This is a genomic window from Okeanomitos corallinicola TIOX110 (assembly GCF_038050375.1).
GTDB lineage: Bacteria > Cyanobacteriota > Cyanobacteriia > Cyanobacteriales > Nostocaceae > Okeanomitos > Okeanomitos corallinicola.
In genome coordinates, this window is sequence record NZ_CP150886.1 from 3,058,877 (window position 1) to 3,084,435 (window position 25,559).

General features: G+C 37.2%; 21 protein-coding genes and 1 pseudogene. 12 read left to right on the top strand and 10 right to left on the bottom strand.

Annotated features, from left to right (window positions below):
* The first annotated feature begins 1,059 nt into the window (after positions 1 to 1,059).
* Positions 1,060 to 1,518, top strand: coding sequence for a phosphate-starvation-inducible PsiE family protein (locus tag WJM97_RS13285; RefSeq protein ID WP_353929279.1), 459 nt, complete (start codon positions 1,060 to 1,062; stop codon positions 1,516 to 1,518).
* Between the two features lie 506 nt (positions 1,519 to 2,024).
* Complete coding sequence (locus WJM97_RS13290; RefSeq protein ID WP_353929280.1) at positions 2,025 to 3,395, top strand: PrsW family glutamic-type intramembrane protease; 1,371 nt, start codon at positions 2,025 to 2,027, stop codon at positions 3,393 to 3,395.
* 230 nt (positions 3,396 to 3,625) lie between these two features.
* On the opposite strand, the gene WJM97_RS13295 is transcribed toward WJM97_RS13290, so the two are convergent.
* From WJM97_RS13295 to WJM97_RS13310, 4 genes are all read right to left on the bottom strand, one after another.
* Positions 3,626 to 4,264: a hypothetical protein gene (locus WJM97_RS13295; RefSeq protein WP_353929281.1), complete on the bottom strand. Its 639-nt coding sequence runs from the start codon at positions 4,262 to 4,264 to the stop codon at positions 3,626 to 3,628.
* 141 nt (positions 4,265 to 4,405) lie between these two features.
* Positions 4,406 to 5,989, bottom strand: coding sequence for a CHAT domain-containing protein (locus WJM97_RS13300; protein WP_353929282.1), 1,584 nt, complete (start codon positions 5,987 to 5,989; stop codon positions 4,406 to 4,408).
* Positions 5,990 to 6,079: 90 nt separating this feature from the next.
* Entirely contained in the window at positions 6,080 to 8,080 is a 2,001-nt protein-coding gene (locus WJM97_RS13305; protein WP_353929283.1) for a protein phosphatase 2C domain-containing protein, read from the bottom strand.
* Between the two features lie 387 nt (positions 8,081 to 8,467).
* Entirely contained in the window at positions 8,468 to 8,824 is a 357-nt protein-coding gene (locus WJM97_RS13310) for an NAD(P)H-quinone oxidoreductase subunit M (RefSeq protein ID WP_353929284.1), read from the bottom strand.
* Between the two features lie 938 nt (positions 8,825 to 9,762).
* Between WJM97_RS13310 and WJM97_RS13315 the strand changes: the two genes are divergently transcribed.
* On the top strand, positions 9,763 to 10,044 hold the full coding sequence (locus tag WJM97_RS13315; protein WP_353929285.1) for an Npun_R1517 family heterocyst differentiation transcriptional regulator: 282 nt from the start codon (positions 9,763 to 9,765) through the stop codon (positions 10,042 to 10,044).
* A gap of 355 nt (positions 10,045 to 10,399) precedes the next feature.
* On the opposite strand, the gene WJM97_RS13320 is transcribed toward WJM97_RS13315, so the two are convergent.
* Positions 10,400 to 11,095: a response regulator transcription factor gene (locus WJM97_RS13320; protein ID WP_353929286.1), complete on the bottom strand. Its 696-nt coding sequence runs from the start codon at positions 11,093 to 11,095 to the stop codon at positions 10,400 to 10,402.
* A gap of 297 nt (positions 11,096 to 11,392) precedes the next feature.
* Here WJM97_RS13320 and rpsN point away from each other — a divergent pair, with 297 nt between their 5' ends.
* Complete coding sequence (gene rpsN / locus WJM97_RS13325) at positions 11,393 to 11,695, top strand: 30S ribosomal protein S14 (RefSeq protein WP_353929287.1); 303 nt, start codon at positions 11,393 to 11,395, stop codon at positions 11,693 to 11,695.
* A gap of 90 nt (positions 11,696 to 11,785) precedes the next feature.
* Here rpsN and WJM97_RS13330 read toward each other — a convergent pair whose 3' ends face one another.
* On the bottom strand, positions 11,786 to 12,115 hold the full coding sequence (locus tag WJM97_RS13330) for a hypothetical protein (RefSeq protein ID WP_353929288.1): 330 nt from the start codon (positions 12,113 to 12,115) through the stop codon (positions 11,786 to 11,788).
* Between the two features lie 216 nt (positions 12,116 to 12,331).
* Between WJM97_RS13330 and aat the strand changes: the two genes are divergently transcribed.
* Positions 12,332 to 12,907, top strand: coding sequence for a leucyl/phenylalanyl-tRNA--protein transferase (gene aat / locus WJM97_RS13335; RefSeq protein ID WP_353929289.1), 576 nt, complete (start codon positions 12,332 to 12,334; stop codon positions 12,905 to 12,907).
* 44 nt (positions 12,908 to 12,951) lie between these two features.
* Here aat and WJM97_RS13340 read toward each other — a convergent pair whose 3' ends face one another.
* Positions 12,952 to 13,854, bottom strand: coding sequence for an ABC transporter permease (locus tag WJM97_RS13340; RefSeq protein ID WP_353929290.1), 903 nt, complete (start codon positions 13,852 to 13,854; stop codon positions 12,952 to 12,954).
* 54 nt (positions 13,855 to 13,908) lie between these two features.
* Here WJM97_RS13340 and WJM97_RS13345 point away from each other — a divergent pair.
* The 3 genes and pseudogenes from WJM97_RS13345 to WJM97_RS13355 form a co-directional block, all read left to right on the top strand.
* A pseudogene (locus WJM97_RS13345) lies at positions 13,909 to 13,995 on the top strand (RNA-guided endonuclease TnpB family protein); the annotation flags it as partial.
* A gap of 186 nt (positions 13,996 to 14,181) precedes the next feature.
* Positions 14,182 to 15,123, top strand: a complete 942-nt coding sequence (locus tag WJM97_RS13350; protein ID WP_353929291.1) for a LysR substrate-binding domain-containing protein — start codon at positions 14,182 to 14,184, stop codon at positions 15,121 to 15,123.
* Between the two features lie 241 nt (positions 15,124 to 15,364).
* Positions 15,365 to 16,993 (top strand): mucoidy inhibitor MuiA family protein, encoded by a 1,629-nt coding sequence (locus WJM97_RS13355; protein ID WP_353929292.1) that lies wholly within the window; start codon positions 15,365 to 15,367, stop codon positions 16,991 to 16,993.
* 4 nt (positions 16,994 to 16,997) lie between these two features.
* Here WJM97_RS13355 and WJM97_RS13360 read toward each other — a convergent pair whose 3' ends face one another.
* Positions 16,998 to 17,642, bottom strand: a complete 645-nt coding sequence (locus WJM97_RS13360; protein ID WP_353929293.1) for a Uma2 family endonuclease — start codon at positions 17,640 to 17,642, stop codon at positions 16,998 to 17,000.
* 183 nt (positions 17,643 to 17,825) lie between these two features.
* Between WJM97_RS13360 and WJM97_RS13365 the strand changes: the two genes are divergently transcribed.
* Positions 17,826 to 18,950, top strand: coding sequence for a hypothetical protein (locus WJM97_RS13365; RefSeq protein WP_353929294.1), 1,125 nt, complete (start codon positions 17,826 to 17,828; stop codon positions 18,948 to 18,950).
* A gap of 186 nt (positions 18,951 to 19,136) precedes the next feature.
* Here WJM97_RS13365 and WJM97_RS13370 read toward each other — a convergent pair whose 3' ends face one another.
* On the bottom strand, positions 19,137 to 19,337 hold the full coding sequence (locus WJM97_RS13370) for a hypothetical protein (protein WP_353929295.1): 201 nt from the start codon (positions 19,335 to 19,337) through the stop codon (positions 19,137 to 19,139).
* A 125-nt stretch (positions 19,338 to 19,462) separates the two neighbouring features.
* Here WJM97_RS13370 and mnmE point away from each other — a divergent pair, with 125 nt between their 5' ends.
* From mnmE to WJM97_RS13385, 3 genes are all read left to right on the top strand, one after another.
* Positions 19,463 to 20,848, top strand: coding sequence for a tRNA uridine-5-carboxymethylaminomethyl(34) synthesis GTPase MnmE (gene mnmE, locus WJM97_RS13375; RefSeq protein ID WP_353929296.1), 1,386 nt, complete (start codon positions 19,463 to 19,465; stop codon positions 20,846 to 20,848).
* 39 nt (positions 20,849 to 20,887) lie between these two features.
* Positions 20,888 to 21,385: an ureidoglycolate lyase gene (locus WJM97_RS13380; RefSeq protein WP_353929297.1), complete on the top strand. Its 498-nt coding sequence runs from the start codon at positions 20,888 to 20,890 to the stop codon at positions 21,383 to 21,385.
* A 252-nt stretch (positions 21,386 to 21,637) separates the two neighbouring features.
* The gene (locus tag WJM97_RS13385; protein WP_353929298.1) at positions 21,638 to 24,664 is read left to right on the top strand and encodes a lamin tail domain-containing protein; all 3,027 of its coding nucleotides are present in this window, start codon (positions 21,638 to 21,640) and stop codon (positions 24,662 to 24,664) included.
* Between the two features lie 139 nt (positions 24,665 to 24,803).
* On the opposite strand, the gene rnc is transcribed toward WJM97_RS13385, so the two are convergent.
* Positions 24,804 to 25,487, bottom strand: coding sequence for a ribonuclease III (gene rnc, locus WJM97_RS13390; RefSeq protein ID WP_353929299.1), 684 nt, complete (start codon positions 25,485 to 25,487; stop codon positions 24,804 to 24,806).
* Positions 25,488 to 25,559 lie beyond the last annotated feature (72 nt).

The following is a 25,559-nucleotide window of genomic DNA, read 5'->3' on the forward strand; positions in this document are numbered from 1 at the left end:
ATGCCTTAGCCAGACGGACAATTACAGCAAATTTCGAGCAAATGAGGCACATTGTTAAATATGCTTTCATGACGATATCATATTTCTATTCTTTCTTGCTGTGCTTCATATTTTCGGAAACTGCTGTATCAGTCTTCTGTTGACTATCTCTGTTAGTCTATAATCTCGCGCAAAGAAAGTTAAGGGAGGAATTAGCTAAATGGGATGATCGTATCAATCCGATTTATTTTATAAAAAATTACTTCTCTCCACTTAAAATAACTCCGTTTACTGCCTAAGAAAATCTATTTTGAAAACTCATTCAATTAAATTACTAAATACTCTCTATTTTTTGATATAAAAAGTTAACATCAGCTAGGAAAATTAGGTGGATAAAATTTTTATGGCTGGAATTTTTCAAAAATATCCATCATCTGAGTCACATCTACGGAATATGGGTTCCATCTTTGTCTGCCAAATCTAAGTCTCTGCGGTCTTGTATTGTATATGTATCGTATGTATTTATAACTAAATAATTTGTATTACCCTCAATTCATTTTGACTTGTTGATATTTGATCGGTAGTGGATTTGCACAGTTTCGTGAATTACTTTAGGGTTTGCTGATAAAGTCTTGTCGTGGAGACAGGTGACAGGTGACAGGTGACAGGTGACAGTTTCAAGAGTTGGATGGGAACTATTTTTCCTTGAAGCAGGAATTAAATGCAAGGTTTTTCAGTTCTCACCTCATCAAAGCTTGCATTTTTTGAAAGTCAAAATCGCTAAAATCGTTTACCTGTAATGTTTTGAGATTTATTCAGCAAGCCCTACTTTAGCTAAAATTATCAACTTTTGTCCTGACAGTGGTAATCTGCTAAATATAGCAACTAGCTATTTATAACTTAATATCTAACAAGCATCTAAGTATTTTAGGTTTTTCTAATTACCCTAATACGTACTATCTATGCTGAACTAGATAATTAATCACTTAATCATCGTATAAAACTAATGTTTAAAATTATCTACAAGAATGTTGTTAGATATTTGTAGTTCTTAGATGAAATTAAAATAAGGTAGTAAAGATGAGGAAATTAATCAGAAAAATTACACAAGCAACCAGTGATGATAACTTTAGACATTTCATAGAAAATATAGAAGTATTAGTTTCAAAAATTCTATCTCTATTTATGGTACTAGTAATTTTTACAGCCATAGTAGATTTGGGATCTTTTATAACGAAAGACCTAATATTTTCATCAGATGAAGTTTTTCATAGTAATCTATTTAAAGCTTTTGGTTTATTTTTGAACGTTTTAATTGCTTTAGAACTTTTAGAAAATATAACGGCATATCTAAAAAAGCACGTTCTCCAAGTAGAATTAGTCATAGTTACTGCTCTAATTGCCATTGGTAGAAAAATCATTATTCTTGATCTAAAAGTAACGGAAGGTATAGAACTTATAGGTTTAGGAATTGCTATTCTTGCCTTATCAATTAGTTATTTTATTATTAGAAGTAGTAATAATAGAATAGATAGATGAGAAAAATCAAACTATATACCACATAGTCAGTGTATGAGATACAAATATGAATCACAAATCTTTGTGTACAGACAGTTGTACCATTGACCACTTGACACAGCTTTCCCTTCATCAAAATTAGTCTTTCAGGACATGAAAATAAAAACCTTTTTCAAGCAATAGTAGAATTTAATCTCATGTAAGTAGCTGTCAGAGTAAAAATCCTGTTAAATTCAACTATGTGAAAAGCTAAAAATAACAATAAAACCACATCTGATCACTTAATTGGGGCAAATTTGCTATTTTTAACTTTGAATTGCAGTAAGGCTAGAGTTAGTGAAGCTATAGTGTATTTATCAATGGTGCTGCTGTTAATATCAGTAAATGAAAAAGTTTTCTGTAGAAGGTGCAAACAGTAGGATCTTAGGTATAGGACCAAAGATAAGGATATTATCCTAGTCTACCTAGCAAATGTTTGATAACGTGGCATAAGTCACAGAATTTCTTTAGACACACTCACTAACTCGATGACAGGCAAAAACGCAAGACATAAAGCATTTCTGCGGCTAGTGTCTAGTAATGTCGTAGCTTCTAGTACAGAATCTCGCTACTCTCTACTTCCTAATCAAGAGATGGTAATTGGACGCGACACCAGCTGCCAAGTTGTCTTGGATGCCATGATGTACCGGATGGTATCCCGTCGTCATGCGGTGGTTCGTCCCCTGTCTTTATCACCAGATGGTAAATTTAGTTGGATTATTTGCGATTTGAGTAGCGCCAATGGCACTTTTTTAAACGGACAACTTTTACAAGGTTCCCAGGAATTACACCACGGCGATCACATTTCTTTGGGTGCTGATGGTCCACAATTCATTTTTGAATATGAATTTGTTCCCCAACCTACGGCAATATCCGCCAGTCAAGGTACAGTCATCGCCCCTCGTCCAAACATCCAACACCAATCACACCATGACTCGGTTAGTTTTACACAGCTATTTCCCATTATTTCTACAGGTAAAGACCTAACTCGCAAAGCTTACCTGATCCCAGGAATATTAACGGTGATATTTGTAGTGTTAATGTTCGCTACTGTAGGTCATCCCCAAGCTAATCAAGTAATAGTAGGATCTTATATTGCTTCTGCTGCTTACTATTTTGTTTACCAACTTTGCGGTAAACAGAAGCCTTGGTGGGTACTCATCGCTATGGCATTGAGTACAATGTTAATTCTACTCAGTCCGTTATTAGATTTTTTTATCTTTGTCTTTCGTGTTCTCCTACCGGGAAGTTTACCCATATCCCAAGATTCCATCACCTTTACTGAATTACTGGTCAGAATGTTTTTTGGCGCTGGTTTAATGGAGGAACTACTCAAAGCTTTACCTATATTCGGAGCTTATTTTATCGGTAGCTATTTGCCATCACCTTGGCGAGAAAAAATTGGAGTTTGGGAACCCCTTGATGGTATTTTGCTGGGAACTGCTTCTGCTGTGGGTTTTACTTTGCTGGAAACTCTCGGCCAATATGTCCCCGTAATTACCCAAAATGTTACCCAACAAGCAGGGGTAGGGGCTGGCCAACTGGTAGGTTTACAGTTACTTATTCCCCGGATTTTAGGTTCTGTGGCTGGACACATGGCTTACAGTGGCTATCTGGGCTATTTTATTGGGTTAGCTGTTCTCAAGCCTTCTATGGGTTGGCAAATTCTCACTGTTGGTTATTTAAGTGCGTCTGCGCTTCATGCCCTCTGGAATGCTACCGGTTCGATTAACGCTTTGCTATTAGTGATTGTTGGTGTTTTATCTTATGCCTTTTTGATGGCAGCTATTCTCAAAGCACGGGTACTATCCCCAACGCGATCGCAAAATTTCGCTACTCGCTTTCTTGAACCTAAATGAACCTAAATAAATTTCCTTAGTTCAGTCGTCATCTATTATCTATCTGAGGATAGATGACACAATTATTGCAGTCAGCGTATACCTAAATTATGCTGAAGCAATTTTATTTAAAAATAAAAACACACCAAAGTATTTTAAGACACAGATGAACCACGCCAAAATCAAAAATGATTAGCGTTTTACCTTAAATTTAACCCCCAAACATAGCATGAATGGATGAGGTGATTAAATTAAAATTCTTGCTCTGAGCTAGAAAGTTCTTTGAAAGTATAGTGAGCAATCGCCAAACTAACCTTTGCCTGTTCTATTTCTGATAGGCCTGTCCATTCACGATTTTGAATATGGTTGATGATACCTGCCAGGCTTTGCTGTTCGTTGCTTCGCATAGAATAGGCGTAAGGACGAGCTAAAACCAATAAATCATCAGCTTCCCAATCAGGTAGTAAGCACTGAACGCATTCTACCAATCTCTCGCTGGCAGTTCTTTCTGAATTCACAATTTCCGCTGCTCTTTGGGCAATGGTATCTAGCCAATTCAAGGGAACAACAGCAGCAAAGGCCTCGTGTAAAGACACCTGTATGCTTTTAGATGGCTGTTCATCATGATCAGTTTTAGAAGGGGAAAACTGAGACCAGATTGCATCTAAATTGTGATAGAAATCATGCGATCGCCCATTGATATCTTCTGATAGTAAATCATCCCATTCAAATTGTTGCTCTAACTCAAGAAAATAAGCATCTGATTCTTGATCGGCAGGATTCCAAGGATAAGTCTCATCTTCATTTTGTAGCAAAGCTTTTAATAAATCTAAATCTACGGAAGATTGAGAAAGTTTACAAGTATTTAAACCAGTTCTTTGATTGATCATTTTTTACCTCAAAATTAATTACCATTAATTAACCTTGTTGACTCCTACAACTAGGAGATACAAATTTCCGCAAAACACACATTAGTCATTAGTCACCGGTTATTGATAATAAGTAATTTACTCATTATCCCATTACCTAAGTTAAATGTTATCTGTTAAAGGATCTTCAATTACAAACTCCCAAGTTTCGCCTTTGGCACTACCAAATTTTAATTTCATTCCTGAAGACAAAGGTACTTCCTCGCGGAGAACTTGTTGCCAACCATTTGCACCTAAACACCAGGTTGTACCGTAGGTAGAAAAATCTTGTAAATAATAGCTAGGAACGGATTCAGAACCATTGACAATATTTCGACAAAGAATTTCCGCATGGCGTTTGGAAACATATAGCTCAGGAATGACAATATCATTATCTTTAGTACGACCAATACGAGTAACACCAGAACGCAACAACCAACTTTTACCATCTGGAGACAGTGATCGTAAACAAGCCTTGGTAGTAGGAAAGATTATACCGGAAATAGCCGTATCTGGTAATTCCGTAATTCCTTCATCTACAGTTTTAATTAAATCACCATTAAAATCTGGGTGTAAATAGAGGACAGGCAATGTCCAAGCTGGTTGATTAAATTTATATATAGTTAGCAATTCTTGCCTAGCAGTTGCTACCGCTTCATCAATTGGTTTGTGCGATCGCAAAGCTTCGGCAAAAACTTGAATAAAACTATGACTTTCTTGATCAGCAATTTCATCTCGCATAGCTAACACCGCCGGCACACCATGACGGATCAGCACCTCTGCTAAACTACTAGCAGGAATAGCTTGTTGATTTATAGCCGCAGGTTGCGCCCCCCAACAGGCATTAAACACACCTAGTTTTACACCTGTACGGGTTAGGACTTGGGCTAATTCTATGCCATTGAGAGTAATATTTTCCCCTAAAAATAATAAACCCCCATCCGCAGCAGGCATTCCATGTCCAGCATAAAAAAACACGTTGTAAGTTCTAGTTTCCAACTCTTGAATCAACTGTTGTGGAGTAGGTTGTAACAGTGTTTTTACCATACAAGCTGCCACAGTATTTTGATTCTTTGAGTTACATTCCGACAAAATTTTTTCGAGAATAGCCGCTTCTTTTTCTAGTTCTAGATTGTCATCCAGTCCTAAAACCAACAAAACATTTAAAGCCAAATCAGCCCGTAAATTAGTTAAAGGTTCAACTTCACTGGTAGTCCGACTGAATAAAATATCTTGGGAAAGAGAAATAGCTGACTGACCTGGTTCTCGCTGCATAATTTCCCAAGGTAGAGCGATCAAATCAGGATCACGGATTTCCAATCTGAGACGTAAACGCTTATTTTGACCCATTGCTATACCGCGACTACGTTCCAAACTTCCTAAAATTGGACCATCGAAGACCCAACGCCATAAACTTATCCCCAGATATTGCATTAAGCGACTACTGTAGGGGCTTGAAGTTTGGACTATTTGGTTAAAATCTGTGGGTAATTGATTTGTCCCTGAATTGGTCACTGAAGCAATATCAAGGGGACTATGACCAGCAAACATTTGCTGCCACTCTTGCCAAACTTGACTCAATTCAGGGGAAAAAACACAGTCGCACAACACATAGCCACTAGGATAGGGAGATTTTACCACCCAAATGGCGAAGTTATCAGTGCCAGTATTGACTAGACGAGAAATCGCCACATTTAGGCAGGACATGGATTTGTAGAAACTAAACTCTAAGAATTAACAAATAAATGTGATTTTGTTTTTCACCTGCATCATCATATCCCATGATGGCAATAACAATCACTCAGTCCCTAAAGTTGGATTAACTGGTGATGGTGGTTGTTTTTCCTCGGTGTTTGGGGTTTCTTGACCTCCTCTCTGACCAGGTGTCGGAGTAGCAGGTTGGGTTTCTGATGGGGTAGTCAATAGAGGTTTTGGTAGTTCAGGAGGGGACTGTTTTTCTTTTTGGGTTTTGTACCAGTATCCTAGATAAGCAGATCCTAAAAATACCCCGAAAATAATTACCAACTGTAACAAGAATTTGCTGCCGAGTTTGGGCTGAGTATCTGCAATTACTTGAGTTTGTTGTTGAGAATTACTTGATGAAATAGTGTCATCACTAGCTTCTGGAGTCAGATTAACTGTTTTGCTGGTGGATATATCAGGAATTTCTGCTTTGATTTTTATATCTGGTTCAGAGTAATTGATTTGATAATGTACTAAAGCAATTGTGACATTATCATGGCCATTTTTCGTATTAGCAATTTCTATGAGTCGTGTGGCAACATCTGGTAAATTTGCTTCCCCATTAATAATTGGTAATATTTCTGTATCCCAACACTCTTCTACCCGGTCAAAATCACTCAGTCCATCGGAAGTAAGCAGGAATACTGCATCTTCATCAATGATAAATCTTTGGGCAGTAGGATGTAATGAGCCACTCTTGCTCATGCCCAAGGCCTGGACTAGAGAACCAGAACCACTATGTTGTAAAGCTTCACGGTAAACAGCATAGCCTAGTCGTACCTCACGGGATGCAACATCATCATCTAAGGTAATTTGATTACAACCATGGCGTGTAATCCAGTAAGCACGACTATCACCAATATGGGTGATATACATTTCATGGGCAATGGGCAAGGCCATCACCAAGGTAGTTCCCATTCTTTGGCGGCCTTGGCGATTTTCCGTATCATTCCGTTGACTGATTTTATCATTGACCAAGGCTACGGCCTGTTCTAAATCAGTCATTAGTGTGACAGGATCTATATTTTGGTAGGGAACTGAAGTCAGTTCAATGACCTGTTGCTGAATTGTTTCAATCGCTAAATTTGAGGCTATGTTACCTCCCTCATGTCCACCAATTCCATCACAAACAATAGCTAAAGCGTGGGTATAGGGTGGTTTACTGACTAAAAAGCCACTAGGTGGGTAACAGGCATCTTCATTACGTTGACGACTAGGCCCTGTATCTGTTTGGGTGATAATTTTGATTGTTGTGCTTTGAGTGGGGGGATTTTTTCCCGCAGAGGCTGTCCCCAGTGCTGTTAATCCTTGATCTAAAACAGCGATCAATTGCTCTGATGAAGTTATTTCGCCCTTAATTAAAGCATTACTAATTTGTTTGAGAAATTCAGCTATGGCTGGTTTGGCTTTTTTAACCAGTTGTTGCCAAAATTCTCCTAGTTGTGACAATGTGGGGGCTAGTTGGCTATCAAAATGCAGTTCTAGTAACCTGACCAATGCCCCTTCTACTCTGATTAAATCAGGATCTAATAAACTTGCAGCCACTCCTTCTGTCACTAGAGGTTGCCATAGATGGGCTATCTGCCACAGCCAATTCATCTGTCGTATTGATGAGGCTTCACCCCAGGCAGTTATCAACTGGTTACAAATCTTTACTTGGGTAAAGGTACTATCGGCCAACAATGGGGGTTTTTCTAGAAGTAATACTTCTGAGTCAGATTTTCCCTCATTCATTGATAGTATTCCGTATACTTGGGGTATGTGCAAGCGATAGGGAATTAGCTTGAGATAAGCTTTTATTTTTTCTAATTTATCTAATTCAGGAATCTGGGGTAGTAAACCGGGTTTGAGATCAAGGACTATTGATTGATCAATGACCAAATAACGATCGGCAAGAATTTCTCCAGGACTACCCAGGCTCAAACTATCTCCTACTACCCACAGATAAATCTTGGGTAAGGCTGTGGAGCATCGCTGGCAAAACTTGTGTGTCAAAGGGTTGGCCGCTTGACAATATTCATTTGGGCAGTAAAGGGTTGCCGCGTCATTTTCCATATTTTTCGCACCGATCAGCGATTTGCAATTTATTACAACAGCATGGTTAGCGGTAATTTAGTCCGCTGATGTTTTTGTATTCAACATCATAACTTCTCTTGCTTTGTAACTCTTGATCCGCAAAGCTATCAATTCTACCCTGTGACTAAAGCCGAATTTTGGTAAATTGCTCTGGGGACTATGTAAATGGTAATGGAGACTTGAAGATTTTTGAATCTTTCTCTTTTACCTATTCCCTATTCCCTGTTTCCTGATTTGATTAACTTCTTATCTGTACCATAACTTTTTTCAGGGGCTGGTTTTGCCATACCCCTATTTTTGTTGGTGAGTTATGTTGTTCTGGGTGAAGTTATAAATTTTGTAAATCACCAACTCTAGTTCTCCAGCTTATTGGTCAGCTTTGACTGCAATCTGGGGTAATCCCATGCTGTAGTTAGTAACTCGGCTGGAGAGATTGTAACTAATTTCGCCTTTTTGTAAGAGCGATCGCAAAAAATGCTCCAGGTCTGACCCAATCCTACGTAAGTTATAGTCTGTCAGGTCTAATCCGCTGGAAGCTTCTACGAGTTCATCGAATTTGCGATAAACTTTTTGCAGAGTATCTTCGTTCCAGTTAAATTCGTTGTCTGGATCAATATCTAATGTTAAGACTTGATGACTAGGAACTAATTCGTCTTTGTCCATTTCCGCTGCAAAAATGCGAATATGCCTGGTTGTGGACTTGAGTAGCGTCGGGTTATCCATAAAATGTGTAAGATTCTGGTTAGTTACACTGCCATAATTTTAACTGTTTCTCTAGTTTTCGTGATTAGTTATTGATGGATCTTTAACCGGACACCAGATCACTAGGTAGTAAAAGTAATAGGATCAGCTACCAGTTCACAATACTTAAATCATTTATGAGGTCACGGAAGCGGAAAAATATTTATTCTTGCCATAGTATAAGCAAGAGTCACAAAATCAAGCTGACCCTTTTTTAGCGTTTATGGGATCATGAGAATGTATGTAAATACTCACCGTTTAAAATCTTTTGTACTTCTTCACATAAAGCTAAATTGGTCTATTATTTGTATATGTGATTTTCAATAACCCAATTATCATATTTTATCACTTGACCAATAATTATTTGATGGTAACAATCATGCAAATTTATCCATGCAATCAAACCTAAACCCAAAATCCAATCAGTGTTTTTTATTTATTTGATGCAGATACTGATGAAAAAAACTAACAATTGATATTTTCAAATATATCTGTCTCTATCGAAGTTTTGATATGTAAGTCATGTAGAAAAAATAACCAAGTATTGATGTTAGAAAAGACACGGTGGCTGTTGTCAGGTATATAACGGTTATTGACGTTTACATAAAGTTGATGTAAAAACTTTTAAAAAGGTTGGACAAGTTCTTACAAAAACTTTATTGTATGGAATCTCAAAAATTGAATAATAGTTTATGACTTAGATATGCCATAACTATCACAGGATCATTAAAACCTCAGCACAAAAATCCAATTGTTACAAAAATAGGGGGGAGTAAAAAATGGAACGAAACTATATGGATGAGGAAACTGTCTTACATTCTCAAAATTCTTTGTATTTAAAGGAAATATAAAGAAATTTTTTTCTGGATATTTTGCCTCCTCACCTGTATAAACACCAAGTAGAAGGAATCCTCAAGACTATGAACTCCAAAGCATTACCGCGTCAAATCAATAATCTCGAAGTCGGTGTTTATGAGTGTGAAATACATCTCAAGTTCCGTTTGATTGAGGAAAAAAGTCTGTTGGGCGATCGCGAACAACTTTTGCAAGTCCTCCTAGACGCACTCACTGAGGGATCTGATGATTTTTTAGAAACTCTACAAGCTTCTGTCAAGGCACAGGAGGTTTCTGAGTTTAAAGCCTCACCCCAAATGAGGAGACAACTCATGCGGTTAAGAAACTTTGCTGATAACAATCAATAGTTAGCGGCTTTGTTGTGAGTATTAACAAATGCTTGATCTAATTATCTACCTCAAAATATAAAGGTTTAATGAAGATTGAGCTTGTATAAAATGAACCTACAAAACAATCCAAAATCAATTTATGGGAAGTTCAAGTAGGCATCTACATTAGTCTGTCCATGTTGCACTACCACTAAAACTAAATCAATGTTGATTTGGGCTACCACGTTTTATACTCAGGGAAATATAACAACGACTAGGGTTCTGTTTCCATGTCAATTACTTAAATCCATTCCTTAAATTGAGCTATCAGGCTCTTCCAGGTGCATTTTACCAATTGTTTTTATTTTGAATAATGAACGCCTACAGCGTCTTGCTACTGAGCTAAACCATGTTCTAGAGCAAAACGTACTAATTCTGTACGGCTGTTAGTCCCTGTTTTACTAAATAAACGACTTACATATTTCTCTACATTGCGGACGCTTGTTTCTAAACGCCGGGCAATTTCTTTATTCATTAATCCTTGTGCTACCAAGTTCAAAACACTTTGCTCCCTGGGAGTTAAATCTATTTTAAAAGGGGGTGGAGATTGAGAAATTGTGGTTCTAGGACTTAATAAGTCTTTGATTTTAGAAATTTCGTGGGCTAATTTGGCAATGTCCATATTTTCACTATCTTCTCCTGGGGCTGGCACTTGAGCCATGCGACGAGATAGTAAGTTCTCCACTATAGCGATCAATTCATCAGGATCAAAAGGTTTGGGTAAATAGGCATCTACACCAGCTTGATAACCTTGGATGCGATCGCCTGTCATCCCCTTAGCCGTTAAAAACACCACTGGTAAGGCTTGAAAACGGGGATTATCTCGCAGTTGCTTGAGAAACTGATAGCCATCTACCTGGGGCATCATAATATCAGAAATGACTAAATCAGGTGTATTTTGCTGCATCAAGTCCCAACCTTCACGGGCGTTACTGGCAACTTGAACGCTGAAGCCACTTTCTTGTAAATATTCTTTAACGGCTTCTCTTAATCCTGGTTCATCATCTACCAGTAACAGTTGTGCTGACATTGACAATTTCCTTCAGTGTACTTATTTCTAATTTAGCGAAAGTTAGGATGATTTGGTACTGGGTTTATAGTTTTTATAGGATGTGACCAGAATCAGGTGACTGGTGACAGTATTAGAAGCCTGTTACTGTCTAAGTTTCATCACTTATTGATCTCCTCACCGCCTTGTCTGTGGCTATACTTTAAATTTCTAATTTTAAATTTCTAATTTCTAATTTCTGATTTTTCCATAAATGTTACGAATATTGTATGATGAGAAATGCTGTCTTTTAGTACCTGATCGTACCTGAAAATTTTTATGGCGAAAAAGAGCATGATTGAGCGCGAAAAAAAACGCGCTAAGTTGGCAGAAAAGTATGCTGCAAAACGGGAAGCACTTTTAGAAGAGTTCAAACAAGCAGAATCTCCCCTAGATAAGTTAGAAATTCATCGTAAGATTCAACAGCTACCTCGGAACAGCGCACCTAGCCGTCATCAAAACCGTTGCTGGGTAACTGGCCGTCCTAGAGGAGTTTACCGTGATTTTGGACTATCTCGGAACGTTCTGCGGGAATGGGCGCACCAAGGTTTGTTACCTGGAGTTGTCAAGTCTAGCTGGTAGTCAGTGGTCAACCGCTTCGCGGAAGTCAAAAGTCAAAAGTCAAAAGTATAATGACCGATGACTGATGACTAATGACCAATGATCAAATTATTACTGTCCACAACAACTATCAATTCCCAGGCTGTCTAAAAGTAGATCGCTAACAGCGTTGGCGATCGCAAACTCTCCATAAAAGCTTTTAGAAAAATCAAATGCTTTCATCTCTGTGATAATAGCAATCACTAAAGAGCCTAAGTCATTTTCACCTTCCATCCGTTGTCTGACAAAAATTTGTGCCGCACGTTGGGCAATTTTTTGATTAACTGCTTCGGGAATAAATTCCGTATCTAGCCACAGTCGTAAATGTTGTTGTAACCATTCGCCTTCTAATTGAGGATTTTCGGTAGGTGGTAGGGTAATTGGTGGAATTGGCTGAGTCATGTTTGTATATCTTAAATAGACTTTGTTTACCAAGGTGATCTTCTGCCATTTTAGATTTTGAATACAGGGTTTCAGATTGTCAAAGTCTTACTATATAGACTTTGCATCTTGCCATATTCAAAATCATGGCTCAACTTGGTATTAGAAAAACGCACAATCAGGCTAATAACAGCTAAATGCGTTCCGGTGGGGGTTTTTTCATGATTTTTACAAACTATGGAATATGATGTTGCTGCTATTATCCGAGGTTATGCTCAAGGCTATTTTCTCATGGCTGATGAGTATGATCATTTAGGATGGTATGGAAGTAAGGAAAGAACGTTGATTCCTTTAGATGAAAGATTTCGTTATCCTAAGTCACTACAACGGGTTTTGAACCAAGAAAGATTTACAGTAGCCATTAACCGTGACTTTATGGGTGTAGTAGCAGGATGTGCTAACCGAGAAACAACTTGGATTTCTCCAGAATTAAAAAAAATTTATTCACTATTATATGAAACTGGTTATGCTTATAGTTTTGAAACTTGGCAAGGTGATCAACTTGCTGGGGGAATTTTAGGGGTTGTTATTGGTGGTGCTTTTATTGGTGAATCAATGTTTTACAACATTCCTGAAGGTTCTAAGGTAGCAATGGTCAAGCTGGTAGAAAGATTGCGTCAACGGAAATTTCTGCTATTTGATGCCCAAATGATGAATCCCCATTTAGCCAGATTTGGCGCGTATCCTGTTAATAGTGAAGAATATGAAATTTTACTCAGACAGGCTTTACAAATACCATGCTGTTTCCAATAAGGGTGTAGGTTTTCGTTTTCCTCCTTTGCTTCCCCTCCCTGCTTTTACCTGTTAGCAAAACGACGAACAGCAAATAAACTACCCATTAAACCAACAATTGCGCCAAAACCCAAGAGAATCAAGGGTAATAGTAAGTTTTGCATCAAAGTTAACTGTAAACCATTACTAATAAACTGGATAAAGTCGGGTTGATTGGCTAGTAAACGGTTGATAAATTGCTGAGTGACAGAAATAAAACTCCAGGCCATCGCTCCACCCACTAAACCAAAAGAAATCCCTTGTAGAATGAATGGTAGATAAATCCAAGCTCTAGTTGCTCCCACTAATTGCATAATTTCAATTTCCCGACGACGTGCCATGACAATCAGGCGAATTGTGGTTGTGGTGACGGCGATCGCTGTTAAAGTTAAAATAACTGTAATAGTTAAAGTTAACCAATTTAAACCACGATGTAGTTGGGCAATGCGTTTTACGGCTTCATCTACATACTGAACTACATCTACACCGGGTATTTTTGCCAGTTGCGTAGCTAAATCAATGACAACTTCAGGATTAGTTGCTTTTACCTTAATTTCGTCTACTAGAGGATTTCCCCCCAGTTGTTGGTTTGCTCCTTCAATATTAGTTAAGCCTAATTCTTGAACTAATTTAGTCCAAGCTTGATCTTTAGTAATAATTTCTACTCCGGCAATGTTAGGGATTTTATCTACCATCGGTTCAAGATTGATTGCTTGCACACCGGGTTCTAAATACACTGATAATTCCAATTGATTACCAAACTGATTTAGTAGTGCTTCTACTTGCCAAGAAGTTTGTAAACTTAATCCAAATAAAAATAGTAATACTGTCATGGTACTGACAGCTGCCCAATTCATCCAACCGCCTCTTTGTAAACCCAGGAAAGTTTCTTTGAGTAGATAATCTAGTTTGGTAAAAAATTTCAACATTGAAAATTTAAAATGTGAATAGGTAATTACTTTCTGATGCTAGTTGGTCTACTTTTCGGGCATAAATATGGGAAGGTCACGCTGGCGGTTTTTCCCTATAGTATTAGCCAAAATTGTTCTCATTGTGGTCAAAAAGTATAAAAATCTTTGTGTGTGCCACTACACAATTTATCAGTGTTCAGTAATACTAAATATATATAGCAGTCAGTCGTCAGGATAATTGGGACAATATTAGATTCTGGGATATTGGACAGACAAGAGTGTTGAACATCTTAATTCAGACTGCTGACTGTTGTATGTACGAATCGCTATTAGAGGAGAATCACCTTGAACCAAGCGACATTACACCAGTTGAAGGTGTTCGAGGCCGCTGCAAGACACGGTAGCTTTACCCGTGCTGCTGAAGAATTGTTTCTTACCCAGCCGACAGTATCAATGCAAATCAAGCAGTTGACTAAATCTGTGGGATTACCATTGTTTGAGCAGGTGGGAAAACGTCTATTTTTAACAGAAGCAGGAGAGGAGTTATTTGCTACTTGTCGCCAGATTTTTGAAACCATAGCCCAATTTGAAATGAAAGTGGCAAATTTAAAAGGGCTAAAACAAGGTCAATTACGTCTGGCTGTGATTACAACCGCAAAGTATATTATTCCTCGTTTACTTGGGCCTTTTTGTCAACTGTATCCAGGAATTGATATTTCCTTGAAAGTTACTAACCATGAGGGAATTTTAGATCGCATGATTGCGAATATGGATGATTTGTATATCATGAGCCAAGTTCCAGACCGTTTAGATATCAATTATGAGCCTTTTTTAGAAAATCCTTTGGTGGTTTTTGCACCGGCAAATCATCCTTTGGCTCAGGAAAAAAATATTCCTATAGAACGATTAGCAGATGAACCGTTTATTATGCGTGAACCAGGTTCAGGTACACGTCGCGCTGTGCAAAATCTTTTAGAGGAACATGACGTGAAGGTTAAAGTCAAGTTGGAGTTAGGGAGTAATGAAGCGATTAAACAGGCAATAGCTGGAGGTTTAGGAATTTCAGTTTTATCTCGGCATACTTTATTAACGGATGCTCATGAGTTTAGTATTTTAGATATACAGCATTTTCCTATTAAACGGACTTGGTACATAGCTCATCCGGCGGGTAAACATTTATCTATTGTCGCTCGTACTTATTACGACTATCTGCTAGATGCAGCTAAGAAGATTGTGGAAAACGAGATTGCACCTTTAAGTATTAAAATTGACTTGCCTCCAGAGTAAAATAGCGGGAGTTGACAGGTATAAATGCTTTGACTTTGATTTCCTCACAGCTTTAATATTCAAAACTAATAATTGCTTGAAGTTTAAACTTTACTCATTGACAATTAACTAACAGAAATATTAAACCAGTAAGGAGTTATCAATGATGACGATGGAAAATTTAAATCTCATGTTTAAATCCTATGGTTGAAATTGATAATTGAATGCGGAAATAACTGTTAACTATGGGGGAAAACTGACAGTGGCGAACTCGGAAGTATCATCTTGGCGTAAAACTATAGATAGTAAGATTGCTGCTGTTACCGTCTATGGTGATAAGGCTCTGGTGACAAGACGAGGTTTAATATCGTTAACTGGAGAGGAAAGAGAGTTATTAATTACACCATTACCGATGACTCTAGAAACGGATTCTGTGAGGGTAAGCGGTAATGGTACAGTAGAAGTACGGTTGCTGGGAGTGAGCAGTGATCGCATTTATACTACTGAACCTGTGGCGGAAAAGGTAGCACAGATCACAAGACAAATCCAGCAGTTAGAATCGGAAAAGCGCCATCTCCAAGCCCAAATAGATGCTTTGGCTTTACAATCTAGTTTTATTACTGGTTTGGGTCAAAAGACTGAAGAACCTTTTGCTCAAAGTTTGTCTAGGAAGAATCTGAATTTAAGCGAAACCTTGGATTTTCTTAACTTTATTGGTAGTCAGTATAGCGAATATGCGATTTCTGCTGGAGAATGCAGAACCCAACAACAGGAATTAGAAAAACAATTACAACCACTCCGCGCAACATTACAAAAAATCCAGACACCACACCCCAAGGAAAGCTTAAATATTACAGTAGAAGTTGAAGTTACAGATTCTGGAGAATTTGAGTTAGAAATTTCTTATGTAGTAAATCGTGCTAGTTGGAAACCACTTTATGATTTACGGGTTGATAGTAAAAACAATGTTCTACATTTAACTTATTTAGCAGAGGTTAACCAAACCACAGGAGAAGACTGGGTAGATGTACCCTTGACTCTTTCTACAGCTAAATTGGGTTTAGGTTCGTTACCACCCAAATTAAAACCTTGGTATATTGATATTCCCCGTATTCGTGCTGATGATCCTGTCAATGTTCAGCGTTCCATGTCTCCACCCCCAGCGATGGCTGTGCTTTTACCTAATCCTCCTCATGCTTCAAAATCTATACAAGAAGAGAGTGAGGAAAATTTTATTAATGCAGAAACTGTAGTTACGGAAGTATCTAAACAAGGTAGTGTAGTTACATTTAAACTGAATCATGGTGGTCATATTCCTACGGATGGTACTCCCCATAAAACCACTATTTTTCAGGCTGATTATCCTTGTCATTTCAACTATGTAGGAATACCACGTTTAGTTAGTTTTGCTTATTTACAAGCTAACGTGAAGAATCCTCCTGACGGTGCGATTTTATTACCAGGAACAGCGAATATTTTCCGAGATACTATTTTTGTTGGTACAAGTCCATTAACAAATATTGCTCCGGGACAAGAATTTACAATTAATTTGGGTATAGATGAAGGTTTAAAAATTGAGCGTGATTTAGTTGAACGTCAGGTAGATAAGAAATTAATGAGTAGTCAACGTCGGGTGACTTATGCTTATCGCTTGGTGGTGACTAATTTATTAAATCAAGCAGCGAATTTAAAGTTAACTGAACAATTACCAGTTAGTAAGAATGAGCAAATTAAGGTGCGCTTGACTCGTTCTCATCCGCAAATTCAGTTAGGGGAAATGGGTGTTTTAGAATGGGATATTTTATTTGCAGCGCAGGAAAAGCAAGAATTTTATTATCAGTTTACTGTTGAGTATCCGTCAGAGTTAACGGTGTTGGGGTTGGATATTTAATCATTCAATGATCATATTTTTTTAGCCATTGGCGAAATTTTCTGAGGGTAGGACTTCTGCCGATAGTTCGACTTTGTTCAACAAACTGAGGAATTATTTCCTTAATTGGTAATTTAGGAAAATTAGGGCTAATTTCTGATTCTATATATTTACCATTTTCAAAAATATTAATCTGTAACTTATCATTTGCATATCGCCATATTTCAGGAACTGCTAATGCTAAGTAAGCATTCAACTGGGTTTTAGATGTGACATCAATTTCTATTACTAAATCAGGTGGTGGATCAATTGTTAAATCTATCTTTTCTTTGCCAATCATCCGCGCATGATTTTGAATATAAAACGAGTCATCAGGTTCTATACCACTATCCATATCTTCACGTTTAAAAGTAGTTGAACCAAAAGATTCACAATCAATTTCTAATTCTTCTAGGATAATTTTAACTAAATCTCCAATGATGACTTTGGCTACTTCATGCTTTGGTAATGGCATCCTGATTTCTAAATTTCCCTGACTATAAGCTAATTTACTGGCACGATGTTCGCCTAATTCTGTTAATATTTCCTCAAATTCTTGCCAAGCAATATTGTGTAATATAATTCTATGTCCTGGAGGTACTGTTAATTGTCTTAGTTGTAATGTTACCATTATTAATTATTAGGCTATTTGTAGTTATTTTAGCAATATAATTAGGTTTCATACCAAGATGCGATAATTGTGAGCCTTATATGTAAATTTGGTAATTCCTTTATAAAATACAAGGAAGTCTCATTTGATACTTGAGTTATGTTAAACTTTAATATAATGTTTCACTTCTAAGATTCTAACCTAATGCTGAAACCATGTCCTTACCGAAAATCTCATCAAGGAAAACTAGAATGTGATATAGCTGAAATTCGAGGAAAAGAATATACACAATTAACTTCAGTAAATATCTGTAATGAATGCCCAATTCCTGAAACTATTCAACGAGTAAATTGTAAAAATTTTATCCCACTCAAGTCACATTTATTTACTAATACTTTTAAGGAAGATCCAGAACAAGAAATTGATTATGATGACTGGAACTCTAAGTGCCAAAAAATCTCTTTTCAAAATAAACATGATTATGAAAATAAATGCTCAGATAAATGTCCTGCATTTCAGCCAATACATTTTGATTTATCCGCTGAAAAATTTATTTCACTGCCAAACTTTAATTCGACAACAGCAACTGATCATGAATTAAGGCAAGCTATATTATCAATCTTATACAAGTATCATACTTTGCATCCTGAACGCTATAAAGATTTTGATGTTACACCTGAATTTATAGCTACAAGTCTTGATATTGATATTAAGGATGTAGTACGAGTTGTTCTTCCTATGGAAGATGAAAGAGAAGTTGAAACTAAAAAATATTTAGGGGAGGACTATTTTAGGTATATACATATAACAAGTGAAGGAATTAGAATGATTGATGACAACCCACTATTTGGTAATTTAAATACTGCTGCTTTACGAAGTCTTAAAATAGAAAACTCTCTACTTAATATTACTGGAGGTATCATGTCAGATTCTTACAAAAATGATTTGCGAGGAGCAAATATAGCTAATTTTGCTAATCAAGTTCAAGACAACGCTAGTCAAACAGCTTCTGATTTTTCCCAAAACATCGGTCAAAATATTGATGAAATTAACAAATTAATTAATTCTCTCCGTGAGATAGCTCAAACTTTTCCTGACGCTCAACGGGAACAAGCTATAGTACATTTAGAGGATTTGCAAGAAGATATTCATATCACTATACCTGAAAAGCGAAACCCTCGAATTAAAGCTCGTATTGGTGCATTATTAGCACTCGTCGGTGTAATAGGTGGGACTGTAGCTACAGCTGTAGACTTTAGTAATAATGTTTTGGAACTATCCAATAAATTAGGATTTCCAGGATTTCCAATTGAACACATTCAGCCTTAACTGTGGGTTACTCTAGTATTTTATTATTTCCCTTCTTTATTTTGCGTCTCCGTTCGGCCTTGAGAACTTAAATTAACTTCAACAAACATATATAGCTACTTTAGGCATAGTGATGGTCTTTGTGCCACATTTTTATTGTATATGCCATAAAGTAGTAGTCGTGGTAATAATCTAGATATTCACCCACTAAACATCTTCAGGAAGCACCCATTTTGGCGGTTCGGTCATTTTCTTCCGCAGTCTTTCTTCGGCCATTTCTAGCATTTTATCCAAGGAAGTCTCTTCTATAAACTTGGAAGTTGCTTCCCTATGCTCAATATGGGGACATTTATCCCCTAAAACACAACCGTTAACACAAGCTTTAGCGCAATCAATTGTTGGTTCCACAGTAAACTCCTCTCTAAAAATACGGCTTTATATCCCTTTAGATAAATATTACTATTAACTTTGTAGGGTGATCAGAGGTTATTATTTCTGTCACCTGTCAACTGTCACCTGTCACCTCAACTCCGATGTCAGAATTATTAGCTCATACTGGAACGATCGCGGCGATCGCTACTGCTGTTGTCCCCCAACAAGGTAGTGTAGGTATTGTACGGGTTTCTGGTGATCATGCAATGGCGATCGCACAAACTCTCTTTTACGCACCGGGAAAACAAGTTTGGTCAAGTCACCGCATCCTTTATGGTTTTATCCGTCAACCCCAAACAAAGCAAATTGTTGATGAAGCTTTATTATTAATCATGCAAGCACCCCGTTCTTTTACCCGTGAGGATGTGGTGGAATTTCACTGTCATGGGGGAATTATCGCAGTTCAACAGGTATTGCAACTATGTTTAGAACATGGTGCAAGGTTAGCACAACCGGGAGAATTTACATTAAGAGCTTTTTTAAATGGGAGATTAGATTTAACCCAAGCGGAAAGTATTGCAGATTTAGTTGGTGCAAAATCTCCCCAAGCAGCACAAACAGCATTAGCAGGATTACGAGGAAAATTAGCGCAACCGATTAGAAATTTACGCTCTCATTGTTTAGATATTTTAGCAGAAATAGAAGCGAGAATTGATTTTGAAGAAGATTTACCACCTTTAGATCAACAAAGAATTATTAATGAAATTGATCAAGTAAGTTTAGAAATTACTAAATTATTAGCGACAAAAGATCAAGGTGAATTATTAAGAACTGGGTTAAAAGTTGCTATTGTTGGTCGTCCGAATGTGGGAAAATCGAGTTTATTAAATGCTTGGAGTCAGAGCGATCGCGCGATCGTCACCGACTTACCAGGAACAACTCGTGATGTGGTAGAATCCCAGTTAGTTGTGGGGGGAATACCTGTCCAGGTTTTAGACACTGCGGGAATTAGAGATACAGTAGATCAGGTTGAAAAAATTGGTGTTGAGCGATCGCGTCTTGCTGCTAATAATGCAGATTTGGTTTTATTTACTATTGATGGTTATGTTGGTTGGACAAATGCAGATCAAGAAATTTACGAACAAGTAAAACATCGTCCTTTGATTTTAATCATCAATAAAATTGATCTTTTAGAAACAGCTTTAAAATTAGAACATCCCCAAACAATTAACCAAATCGTAAAAACTGCGGCCGCAAAAAATCAAGGAATTGATGATTTAGAAATGGCGATTTTAGAGATAGTGCAAGCGGGAAAGGTGCAAGTTGCGGATATGGATTTGGCTATTAATCAAAGACAAGCAGCAGCTTTAATAAAAGCTCAGAATGATTTAGTACAGGTGCAAGAAACAATTAATAATCAATTACCTTTGGATTTTTGGACTATTGATTTACGAGGTGCAATTTATGCGTTAGGAGAAATAACTGGGGAGGAAGTGACAGAATCAGTATTAGATCGGATATTCAGTAGATTTTGTATTGGTAAATAAATCGAAGAAGTTATAAACCTGAAAAGTAGAGGATTTTACATGAGTACATCACCAACACTAAAACAATTAAAAGCAGAATTGATTACACCAGAAAATTTTCAACCCTATGGACAGGTAATATCTGCTAGTAAAGATGGTAAATCTTTTGATTATGAAGACGCACAATTAAACCTACAAAATGGTATTCCCCGTTTCTATATTATGCGATTGCATAATAAAGGAACAAAATTTCATAAAATTACCCGTCATAGTCAATGTACTCAATGTTTAGGTTCTTTGGAAGGAAAAGATTGGTTAATGGCAGTTTGTCCACCGAATAATGATATTACTAAACCAGTATTAGAAAAACTTGCAGCTTTCCGGATTCCCGGTAATTGTTTTATTAAATTAGAAGTAGGAACTTGGCACGCTGGCCCTTATTTTGATCATGATTTTGTGGATTTTTATAATTTAGAATTAAGTGATACAAATGTTGTAGATCATTTCACCCATGATTTTTTAAAAACTGATCAATTAGAATTTGAAATGATATTGTAAAAAGATAAAAAATATTAATTCACGAATAAGGGTTTAGCAATGCTAAATCCCTACAATATTAAACTTCAGAAGTTTATCACTCTTTCTTGTCATCGCAATACAAAATATCATACTTTGCCAAAAAAATTGATGTCTTGCAAAATAAATTTATGTGAATTGTATTCATTAATTTTTTTAAAATTATCTAATTACTAGAGTCATTAGTAGTAGTATCATCCATGTAACAGCAAGTTATTTACATACATAATTACCATGACTAATTCATTACTTTCTGGTGATGACACCACCGTACCTGCTCTGATAGGTATTGGCATGAATAATCAACTATGGACAAGAAAAACCTTAACCAGTAATTGGGAACATATCCCTAATAGTGGTGCAGTCCTAGGAATTACAGTCATGCCAGATGGTACTATAGTTGGTATCGGCATGGATCATCAACTATGGACAAGAAAAACCTTAACCAGTAATTGGGAACATATTCCTAATAGTGGTGCAGTCTTAGGAATTACAGCCATGCCAGATGGTACTATAGTTGGTATCGGCATGGATCATCAACTATGGACAAGAAAAACCTTAACCAGTAATTGGGAACATATTCCTAATAGTGGTGCAGTCTTAGGAATTACAGTCATGCCAGACGGTACTATAGTTGGTATTGGCATGAATAATCAACTCTATACCAGAAAAACCTTAACCAGTAATTGGGAACATATTCCTAATAGTGGTGCAGTCTTAGGAATTACAGTCATGCCAGACGGTACTATAGTTGGTATTGGCATGAATAATCAACTGTGGACAAGAAAAACCTTAACCAGTAATTGGGAACATATTCCTAACAGTGGTTCTGTTTTGGGGATTGTATCTTATTCACGTGTAGCAGCATCTGCTTCCAGTGTTGCAAATTTAATATCAGGAACAAAGATTAAACTCAAGTCGTGGAAAGGAGATTATTTACATCGTCCTGACTCACAACAAGGTGTGACAACTTGGGGTACTGGTATTGGTAATGAGTGGGTTGTCGAGTTAATTGGTGACAACAAAATTAAACTCAAGTCGTGGAAAGGGGATTATTTGCATCGTCCTGACTCACAACAAGGTGTGACAACTTGGGGTACTGGTATTGGTAATGAATGGGTTGTCGAGTTAATTGGTGACAACAAAATTAAACTCAAGTCGTGGAAAGGGGATTATTTGCATCGTCCTGACTCACAACAAGGTGTGACAACTTGGGGTACTGGTATTGGTAATGAATGGGGACTAGAAGTTATTTCTACCGATGTAGTTAATACAAAACAAATCACAGGTCTTCATAACACAGGCGTTGATAACAACGATAAAGTTTTAGGTGATAGTGTTGCAGATTCCCACTATCAAATGACAACCTATCCTACAGATACAGCAACACCAGCCGTTACAAGTCCCAGTAGTTCTTTAGCTGGTGGCTGGGTCGCTAATACAGATACTTCCCGATGGATTGGTCCCAAGAGTGAGTCTGCTACCGGACCTGTTGGGGAATATATCTATAAAACCACCTTTAACCTTCCCGAATTTTCTGAAGCTGCGATTGTTGGTGAGCTTTCTGCAGATGACCAAATTACAGATATACTCATCAACGGAGTTTCTGCGGGTAATCCTACTCCTTTAGGTGCTTGGAACACAGTTAGTAAATTCAGTATTTCTAGTGGATTTGTAGTTGGTAAAAATACCATCGAATTTAAAATTAATAATGGTGGTGGCCCCACAGGTCTTCGCATACATAGCATTACTGGAACTTATACACCTGTTGCAACCAGTTCAGGTAAAATAGTAGTTAATGCAGACGAATGGACTTTAAGTGATCAAGGCATTAAAGCAGCACCGGATGGAGCTACATTTGCCATCAATGTTGCTAAATACTTTGTAGGCGAAAATAAGGGTAAATTCCACGTTCTTTCCACTAATTTTGGTTTAACAGGAGCATCTTTAGAGCAAACTATGACCAAAGCAGGTCATACTTGGACGAAAGGAATGAATATTTCCATTAACCTAGAAACTCTGCAACAATATGACGGAATTTTTCTCGGTGGTAATCCTGTAGATAACCAAGTCTTAATTGAATATGTTAAGAATGGTGGAAAGGTTTACCTCTGCGCTGGTACTGGTCAAGGAGGAGCGCAAGTAGAAGCTAACAATTGGAAGACTTTCTTAGCTGCTTTTGGTCTTCAATATCAGGGAAAATACAACGGAATTGCCGGTAATATTGCCGTTAGTAACCCAAATAACCCTCTATTTGCTGGAGTCAAAACCCTTTATCAAAATAATGGTAACTCCATTACTGATTTACAACCTGATTCACCACTAAACGAGATTATTTTGAATAGTAGTGGACAAGGGATAATTGCTACTGCTGAATTTATTAAACCCGCACCAGAACCAAGACCAGAACCAACACCAGAACCTGCACCAGAACCAACACCAGAAACTCCAGTTACTGACTCAGAAGAATTTACCATCACTGCAACTCAAGGTGTAACTATTTCCAAATTACTTCATAAAGGTCAAGTCAAACGGACTCAATCAGATGAATATATAGAGATTAGCAACACTGGTAACAGTCCAGCTGATATCTCTGGTTGGAAAATCACTTCTGCGGGTAGTTCTAGACAGGTATTTACTTTCCCCCAAGGTACTACTTTAGAAGGTGGAAAAAGTTTCTGTGTTTACACAAATGAAGTTCATCCTGAAACAGGTGGTTTCTCCTTTGGTAGTAAGTCTGCAATTTGGAATGATGCAGGGGATGAAGCTAAACTTTTTGATGCAGCAGGAAACAATGTTTCTACTTTAGCTTATGGGAAAAGTAACGTTGCAGGTATCAAAAAAGAATTTAAAGTTCCTGGACTAGATTTGGTTGCTACTTATTCTGCAATTAACAAACAAATGTCTTTAGGAGGAAAAGTCACATTTACCGAGGCTTTATCCTTAGCAATTCAGAGTTTTCTAGAGGATGATAATGAGATTGAAAGTCCTTTAGGATTAATTCTCAATGATCCTGGTAGTTTTGATTTAGCTGGTGATGTTACTAAAGCAATGGCCACTGAAAAAGTACGTTCTTATCTGAACGAAGGTGGAGTATTAACTTTATATCCTACTGCTAAACGCAACACCGCAGAAAATGGCGAAACTGTAGAAGAAAATTGGATTTTTGAGTTATCACTACCAGCAATGGGTGATACAATTTTCTGGGCAATTGTACCTCGTGCAGGTGAAAAAAAGGTCTATAACTACGGTTTTTCATAATCAGTAAGATAGGGAATTAATTTTTCCCTATTTTTAAAGTAGTGAAGAAACCAGAATACTGATTCCAAAAATCAATTTACTTTCCACTGTAGGGGCATTTTATGAAATGTCTCTACATTCTTTTTTTATATCATATTACTTAAAATAAACCTTTCTTTTTTAATTTTGCAAGTGCATCCTCCGCAGCAGCTTTTTCTGCTTCTTTTTTACTCTTTCCTGTTGCTTCTCCTAACTTTTTACCGTCTACAAATACTTGAGAAATAAATTCCGGTGCATGATCTGGGCCTCCTGCTTTTTCTGTTATATATTTGGGAGGTTCTTGGATACCTTGTGCTTGGGTTATCTCCTGTAATCTATTTTTAGAATCTACATTAGAACGGGGTTCTACCACATCTTCGGAGACAGAATCAAATAATGGTTCAAGAATGACTTTGAGAGGTTCAACATTACCATCATTATCTAAATAATAAGCACCAACTACAGCTTCAAAGGTGCTACTCAGGAGGTTAGGATTTTGAAAACCACCATCTCTAATTGCTCCTTTTCCTAATCGCATTCTGAAGTCTAAACCAACTTCTAAAGCAAATTTTGCCAGTTGTTTTTCTTCTACTAATGCAGAACGACGACGGGTTAATTCATCTTCTCCTTTATCGGGATAACGACGATATAAATACTGTCCACTAATAAAGTTTAAAATCGCATCTCCGAGAAATTCTAAGCGCTCGTTGTGTTCTCCTTCTCCTGGGTTTTCGTTGACATAAGAACGATGGGTTAATGCTTGACGCAGGAGTTTTTCGTTTTTGAATGTGAGTAATTTGTGCATTTTAATGTTTAATTTTTTATTGTGTAATGAGTATCAATTGTTGAAAAATAGAAAAACCGCAAGGTGCGGTTC